Annotated in this window: 7 protein-coding genes; all 7 read left to right on the top strand. The window is 50.8% G+C overall.

Annotated elements, in window-relative coordinates; translation table 11 throughout:
* The first annotated feature begins 99 nt into the window (after nucleotides 1-99).
* On the top strand, nucleotides 100-1,542 hold the full coding sequence (gene purF, locus FYJ84_RS11235; protein ID WP_154407700.1) for an amidophosphoribosyltransferase: 1,443 nt from the start codon (nucleotides 100-102) through the stop codon (nucleotides 1,540-1,542).
* 88 nt (nucleotides 1,543-1,630) lie between these two features.
* Nucleotides 1,631-2,680 (top strand): phosphoribosylformylglycinamidine cyclo-ligase, encoded by a 1,050-nt coding sequence (gene purM, locus FYJ84_RS11240; RefSeq protein ID WP_154407701.1) that lies wholly within the window; start codon nucleotides 1,631-1,633, stop codon nucleotides 2,678-2,680.
* Nucleotides 2,673-3,287, top strand: a complete 615-nt coding sequence (purN, locus tag FYJ84_RS11245) for a phosphoribosylglycinamide formyltransferase (RefSeq protein ID WP_154407702.1) — start codon at nucleotides 2,673-2,675, stop codon at nucleotides 3,285-3,287. The genes purM and purN overlap by 8 nt, the downstream gene beginning before the upstream one ends.
* Nucleotides 3,288-3,323: 36 nt before the next feature.
* Entirely contained in the window at nucleotides 3,324-3,917 is a 594-nt protein-coding gene (locus FYJ84_RS11250) for an IMP cyclohydrolase (protein ID WP_154407703.1), read from the top strand.
* Entirely contained in the window at nucleotides 3,917-5,197 is a 1,281-nt protein-coding gene (gene purD / locus FYJ84_RS11255; RefSeq protein WP_154407704.1) for a phosphoribosylamine--glycine ligase, read from the top strand. The genes FYJ84_RS11250 and purD overlap by 1 nt, the downstream gene beginning before the upstream one ends.
* A 787-nt stretch (nucleotides 5,198-5,984) precedes the next feature.
* Nucleotides 5,985-6,287, top strand: coding sequence for a type II toxin-antitoxin system MqsA family antitoxin (locus tag FYJ84_RS11260; protein WP_154407705.1), 303 nt, complete (start codon nucleotides 5,985-5,987; stop codon nucleotides 6,285-6,287).
* A 36-nt stretch (nucleotides 6,288-6,323) separates the two neighbouring features.
* On the top strand, nucleotides 6,324-6,531 hold a 208-nt coding region (locus tag FYJ84_RS11265; protein ID WP_154407706.1), incomplete at its 3' end, for a helix-turn-helix domain-containing protein.

Raw genomic sequence — 6,531 nt, forward strand, 5'->3', positions numbered from 1 at the left:
CAGACTGCTGCCTATATTGAAAAAGTATAAAGTATAAAGTACGAAGTACAAAGTATGGGAGAAGCGGTTCACAATAAGGTTAGGAGAAAAAGAACAACAATGTATAGTGTAGAAGTTGAAGGAAACAAGTGGAAAGAGGAATGCGGCGTCTATGGCGTGTATTCCCGTTCTGCTGAAGCTGATGTTTCCGGTATGACCTATCTGGGGTTGTATGCCCTGCAGCATCGCGGCCAGGAAAGTGCCGGTATTGCCATTACTGATGGTGCATGGATGGATGTAACCCGTGGCATGGGGCTGGTAAATGAGGTTTTCCGCCATCAGGTGCCTCACATGGACAACCAGTACATCGCCATCGGCCATGTGCGTTATTCCACCACAGGCTCCAGCATGCTGGCCAATACCCAGCCTTTGATGGTGAACTATTCCGGCGGCAAAATCAGCCTTGCTCATAACGGCAACCTGACCAACGCCACGGAAATCCGCCGGGAGCTGGAGGAGACAGGTACTATTTTCCAGACTACCATTGACTCCGAGGTTTTTGTCAACCTGATTGCCCGTTCCCGCAAGGCCACCGTTGAGGAGAAAATCAGCGAGAGCCTGAATAAGATTGAGGGTGCATACTGCCTGACCATCATGACGGAGAACAAGCTGATTGGTGCCCGCGACCCGCAGGGCTTCCGTCCGCTGTGCCTTGGTAAAATCGGTGATGATACCTGGATTTTGTCCTCCGAGAGCTGCGGCCTGGATGTAGTGGGGGCTGAGTTTGTCCGGGATATTGAGCCGGGCGAGATGGTTGTCATTGACGATGACGGTGTAAAGAGTTACAAGTTTGCTGAGCCGAAGCTGAACATGTGCGTGTTTGAGTACATTTACTTTGCCCGTCCGGATTCCGTGCTGGACGGCCTCAGCGTACACGAGGCCCGCTTTGAGATGGGCAGGGTGCTGGCCAGGGAAACCAACTACAAGGCAGACATTGTTATCTCCGTGCCGGACTCCGGCAATACTGCCGCTTCCGGCTATGCTTACGAATCCGGCATCCCTTATGTGGAGGGACTGGTGAAGAACCGCTATATTGGCCGTACCTTTATCCAGCCAACCCAGAAAAAGCGTGATACGGCAGTAAAGCTGAAGCTGAATGCCATTTCCTCTGCTGTCCAGGGCAAGTCCGTGGTGATGATTGATGACTCCATCGTCCGGGGCACCACCAGCGGCAAGATTGTCCGTATGCTGAGAAATGCCGGTGCCAGGGAAATCCACATGTGCATCAGCTCGCCGCCGATTGTTTATCCTTGCTACTACGGCATTGATACATCTGTCCGCAAGGAGCTGATTGCCGCCACCAAGAGCGTGGAGGAGATCTGCGAGTATATCGGGGCTGACTCACTGCATTTCCTGTCCCTGGATGGGCTGAAGCACTGCATGAGGAAGCTGGGGCCTGACCACATGTGCTATGCCTGCTTCGACGGGGGCTACCCTATCGAGCAGAAGTCCGCATCTCCTGCGGAGCATGACAAGTACGTTTTTGAGCAGCGCAAAAAGTAAGCATGGCCTGATGAGAGCAGAATATTTCCGGGGCTGTGCGCCACGGGGGATATTGTGCCGCGTGTGATAAATTGTTTTGGAGGATTGTATGGAAAAGAAACTGACTTATCGAGATGCAGGTGTGGATATTGATGCCGGTAATCTGTCCGTAAAGCTGATTAAGGACAGCGTAAAGGCTACCTATCGCCCGGAGGTGCTGGGTGATCTTGGGGGCTTTGGCGGCCTTTTTGCCATGAGCACCAAGTACAAGGAGCCTGTGCTGGTATCCGGCACTGACGGCGTTGGCACCAAGCTGCGCTTTGCCTTTATGCTGAACAAGCACGATACCATCGGTCAGGATGCTGTGGCAATGTGCGTAAACGATATTCTGGTGCAGGGTGCGGAGCCTTTGTTCTTCCTGGATTATCTGGCTGTAGGCAAGCTGGAGCCGGAGCAGGTGGCTGATGTGGTCAAGGGCGTGGCCAATGCCTGCAAGGAGTCCGGCTGTGCGCTGATTGGCGGCGAGACTGCCGAGATGGCCGGCTTCTATGCAGAGGGCGAGTACGATATTGCCGGTTTTGCGGTAGGTGCTGTGGAGAAGTCCAAGATTATCACCAGCGAGAAGGTAAAGGCAGGGGATGTGATTCTCGGCCTGCCATCCTCCGGCGTGCATTCCAACGGCTATTCCCTGGTGCGCAAGATTGTCTTTGATGTAAAGGGCTTCAAGGGTGATGAGTACATTGATGAGCTGGGCAAGACCATTGGCGAGGAGCTGCTGACTCCTACCCGTCTCTATCCGAAGTCCTGCCTGCCGCTGATTGAGAAGTTTGATATTCACGGCATGGTGCATGTGACCGGCGGCGGCTACTATGAGAATATTCCTCGCGCCCTGCCTGAGGATATGGGTGCCGAGATTGATGCTACGGCATGGCCGGTACCGCCTATCTTCAAGCTTTTGAAGGAATGGGGCAATGTGGACTGGCATGAGATGTACCGTACCTTCAACATGGGCATCGGCATGATTATCATTGCTGCTGCTGACGAGGCGGAGAAGATTAAGGCTGATTTGGAGTCCCGTGGCGAGGCTGTTTATGAAATCGGCAAGGTTACCCAGGGAAGTCATGAAGTAATTGTTAAGGGCGGCGTATTTGATGAGTAAGCATATTTTAGGTATTCTTTGCTCCGGGCGGGGCTCCAACATGCAGTCCATAATGGCGGCTATTGAGTCCGGGCAGATCAAGGCGGAAATCGGCATCGTCCTCACTGACAAGCCGGAGGCTCGCGCTTTGCAGGTGGCCAGCGAGGCAGGTATCAAAAGCGTCTGCGTAAACCGCAAGGCCTGTGCCAGCCAGCAGGAATTCGAGGAAAAGCTGGTGGCGGAGCTGAAGGCGGCCAATGTTACATTGGTGGTGCTGGCAGGCTTTATGCGCATCCTGAGCCCGTATTTTGTGGATGCCTACAGGCATCAGATTTTGAATATTCATCCGTCCCTGCTGCCGTCCTTCGGGGGCGCTCATGCCCATCGTGATGTGCTGGCCTACGGCACTAAGGTGTCCGGCTGCACTATCCACTTTGTGGATGAGGGCATGGATCACGGCCCGATTATTTTGCAGGACACTGTGCCTGTGCTGGACGGGGATACGGAGGAAACTCTGGCGGCCCGTGTGCTGGAGAAGGAGCATATTCTTTATCCGAGAGCTATTGAGCTGTTCGTCGATGGCAGGCTGGAGCTTCTGGATGACCGCCATGTTCGTATAAAAGAATAATTTTTCATATATAAAGTGCAAAAGGAGATAACTACTATGAAAATCAAGCGTGCATTAATCAGTGTATCCGACAAGACAGGTGTAGTAGAGCTGGCGCAGAAGCTGCATGCAGCAGGTGTGGAAATCGTTTCCACCGGCGGCACCATGAAGGCTCTGAAGGAGGCAGGCATTCCCGTTACCTATGTCAGCGATGTTACCGGCTTCCCTGAGATTATGGATGGCCGCGTAAAGACGCTGAATCCTTATATTCACGGCGGCATCCTGGCTGTTCGTGATAACCCTGCCCATGTAAAGGCTATGCAGGAGCATAAGATTACCGGCATTGATATGGTAGTAGTAAATCTCTATCCGTTCAAGGAGACTATCTCCAAGCCTGATGTTACTCTTGCCGAGGCTATTGAGAACATCGACATCGGCGGCCCTGCCATGATTCGTGCCGCAGCCAAGAACTTCAAGTTTGTTACCGTTGTCACCAATCCGGCCCGCTATGACGAGGTTGCGGCTTGTGTGGCAAAGGACGGCTGCGTAGGCGGCATGCTCCGCATGCAGCTGGCACAGGAGGCTTTCCAGCATACTGCCGAGTATGATAATTGCATTCAGAACTATCTGATGGAGCAGGTGAACAAGTAATGAATATTTTAGTAGTAGGCAGCGGTGCCCGTGAGCATACCTTGGTGTGGAAGCTGGCACAGAGCGAAAAGGCTGATAAGATTTATGCTGTGCCGGGCAATCCGGGCATGGCGGAGCTGGCTGAGTGCATTGAGGGCGTGTCCATTACGGATAATGCTGCCCTGGTAAAGCTGGCGCAGGAAAAGAATGTGGAGCTGGCAGTGGTAGGGCCTGAGGTGCCTTTGACTAATGGTGCTGTGGATGCCTTTAATGACGCAGGTATCAAGGCATTTGGCCCGGTGCAGGCAGCAGCTGAGATTGAGGGCTCCAAGTCTTTCTCTAAAAATCTCATGAAGAAGTACAACATCCCTACTGCCAAGTATGAGGTATTTACCGAGGCTGAGGCAGCCAAGGCATATATCAGGGCAGAGGGTGCGCCTATCGTCATCAAGGCTGACGGCCTGGCAGCAGGCAAGGGCGTTATCGTTGCCATGACGCTGGATGAGGCTCTTGGTGCCATTGATGAAATCATGGGTGACAAGGCATTTGGCAGTGCAGGCAGCCGGGTGGTTGTTGAGGAATTCATGGCTGGCGAGGAGGTTTCCGTGCTGTGCTTTACCGACGGCAGGACTATCCTGCCGATGGTTCCATCCCAGGACCACAAGCGTGTCTTTGATAACGACCAGGGACCTAATACCGGCGGCATGGGTGCTTATGCACCTGCTCCTGTAGGAACGCCTGAGCTTCTGGCCCAGGTGCAGAAGGAAATCCTTGAGCCAACCATCAAGGCTATGGAAGCAGAGGGACGCCTGTACAAGGGTTGCCTCTATGCCGGGCTGATGGTGACTGAGCAGGGACCAAAGGTTGTTGAGTTCAATGCCCGCTTCGGCGACCCGGAGACTCAGGTGGTATTGCCGCTTCTGGAGAGCGATCTGGTTGAGGTTATGCTGGCATGCATTGATGGCAAGCTGGCTGAGACCGAGGTGAAGTGGAGCAAGGGGGCAGCTGTCTGCATCGTTATGGCAGCCGGTGGCTATCCAAAGTCCTACAACAAGGGTGACGAGATTACCGGCCTTGCTGATGTGGCAGCTGATGGAAGCATGGTGTTCCATGCCGGAACCTCCGCCAAGGATGGGAAGATTTACACCAACGGCGGCCGTGTGCTGGGTGTTGTTTCTAAGGCAGAGGGCATCAAGGAAGCTGTTGACAAGGCTTATGCCGGTGTAGCAAAGATTTCCTTCAAGGATGCCCACTTCCGCCATGACATTGCTCACTGGGCATTGGAAAGACTGGCGAAGTAAACGGCAACTAGTAAAAGAACAAAAAGCAATTAGAAAAGTAAATTAGATTTGTGATAAAGCACTTATGAGAACTGTTTCATTGGTTTTCATAAGTGCTTTTGTTTAATTTCAGTTTGTTGTAGTGGGTGTTTGTTACTTCGTACATATACTGACTGAAATAGTTTGGTAGTTCGTGGACTCTGTTCAGACATTTTAAAGGGACAGGTAGTGGCAGTACCCATAGAAAACTCGCTCTCGCTCGGAGGGGTGACAAAACCCTATCTCCATGATTATTTTCGGTCTAAATCCTTGTCTGCGTTGTTGTCGTCGGTCGGCATGGAACCACCATGCCTTCCTCCTCCGCCTAGCATACAAGGATTTATCCTCGAAACTAATTCATGTCAATAGGGTTTCGTCATCCCCTGCGCCTCGCGCTTCTAAGCTCCTGCATCGCTTATGCTCGCACTCGCTAAGAAGCGAGGCTGCACTCAAGGTTTTCTTTGGGTACATGCCACACCTGTCCTTCTTTTTGTCTGAACAGATACAACAAAATAATCCAACTGCATTCAATTATTATGCAACTGTAGCAACTAATCTGACTTTACCCTGGAATCCACTAGTTTTAGCCATTGGGAGTATGTCAAAACTACCTAAAGTGACTATGCTTTGCTATAATATTTATGGGGAGTTGCATAATGGAAAGAAGGGTGCTGAAGATATCATGGGCACAAGATTTTAAAATATGAGTCAAAGAATATATATATCAGAGCACTTATTGATTTTTTGGCAAGGAAGGTTGGTGGATGAGATGCGGTGCTTGATTTGCAGGAATGGTATCATGAATAAGGATGTAGGAACATATTTTACTCAGATGCAAGGCTGCTATGTGATTATTGAGAATGTTCCTTGCTGGAAATGTGACCAGTGCGGAGAGATTGTATATTCAGCATCTGTATTGGAAAAGATTGAGGAGATTTTGGAAAAGGTGGAAAAGGTTGCCAGTAAGATTTTTATCTTAATGTGGCAGAAAACTCCCTGCCTCTATAGGCGGGAGATGAATGCCACGTCCACCGAATTTACGCAAGTAATTGAGGTGGACAATAGAACATAGTGGTGATATAATAATAAGTGACAGGAGGTGAACGATGTGTTACAGCAAAAAGGCTATCAGTATCGAATATATCCCACTAAACAACAGCAACAGCTAATCAATCAGACACTGGGATGTGCCAGGTTTGTGTATAACAGGTTTTTGAATATCCGTAAAGAAGCATGGACAAATTCAAAAACAAGCGTGACTTACAAGCAGACCAGCAAAATGCTGACCGAGTTAAAATGTGAGCCGGACTATGTAT

Source organism: Anaerovibrio slackiae, from assembly GCF_009695585.1.
Lineage (GTDB): Bacteria > Bacillota > Negativicutes > Selenomonadales > Selenomonadaceae > Anaerovibrio > Anaerovibrio slackiae.

Coding starts and splice junctions, on each gene's coding strand:
- purN (WP_154407702.1), top strand. CDS start 2,673: ATGAGTAAGCATATTTTAGGTATTCTTTGCTCCGGGCGGGGCTCCAAC.
- FYJ84_RS11260 (WP_154407705.1), top strand. CDS start 5,985: ATGCGGTGCTTGATTTGCAGGAATGGTATCATGAATAAGGATGTAGGA.
- purM (WP_154407701.1), top strand. CDS start 1,631: ATGGAAAAGAAACTGACTTATCGAGATGCAGGTGTGGATATTGATGCC.
- purD (WP_154407704.1), top strand. CDS start 3,917: ATGAATATTTTAGTAGTAGGCAGCGGTGCCCGTGAGCATACCTTGGTG.
- FYJ84_RS11250 (WP_154407703.1), top strand. CDS start 3,324: ATGAAAATCAAGCGTGCATTAATCAGTGTATCCGACAAGACAGGTGTA.
- purF (WP_154407700.1), top strand. CDS start 100: ATGTATAGTGTAGAAGTTGAAGGAAACAAGTGGAAAGAGGAATGCGGC.